Here is a 210-nt window from a genome sequence, read left to right as displayed (position 1 = left end):
TCGACCTCTCACACCACCGTACGTACGGTTCCGTATACGGCGGTTCGACAACTTAATCACATTGAATTGACTGGAGCGTCTTGGACATATTCATAAGTCCAAGTTGTTCCAGTTTTCTATTAGTTAGAGAATAGCTCAAGGTCTTACTATGTGCAGTTCGCCAGTAGCCCTTGCGGGTACTAGCGAAGACATATGCATCACGCTGGGACA

General features: G+C 46.7%; 1 pseudogene. It reads right to left on the bottom strand.

The window, feature by feature from the left end:
- Positions 1–52: 52 nt before the first annotated feature.
- A pseudogene (locus LMC10_RS10575) lies at positions 53–210 on the bottom strand (group II intron reverse transcriptase/maturase); the annotation flags it as partial.

It is taken from the genome of Limosilactobacillus reuteri subsp. simiae, assembly GCF_020784875.1.
In the GTDB taxonomy this organism is placed as follows: domain Bacteria; phylum Bacillota; class Bacilli; order Lactobacillales; family Lactobacillaceae; genus Limosilactobacillus; species Limosilactobacillus reuteri_H.
Note: the sequence above shows the minus strand (reverse complement) of the source record. Positions and strands in the feature narration are given on the sequence as shown.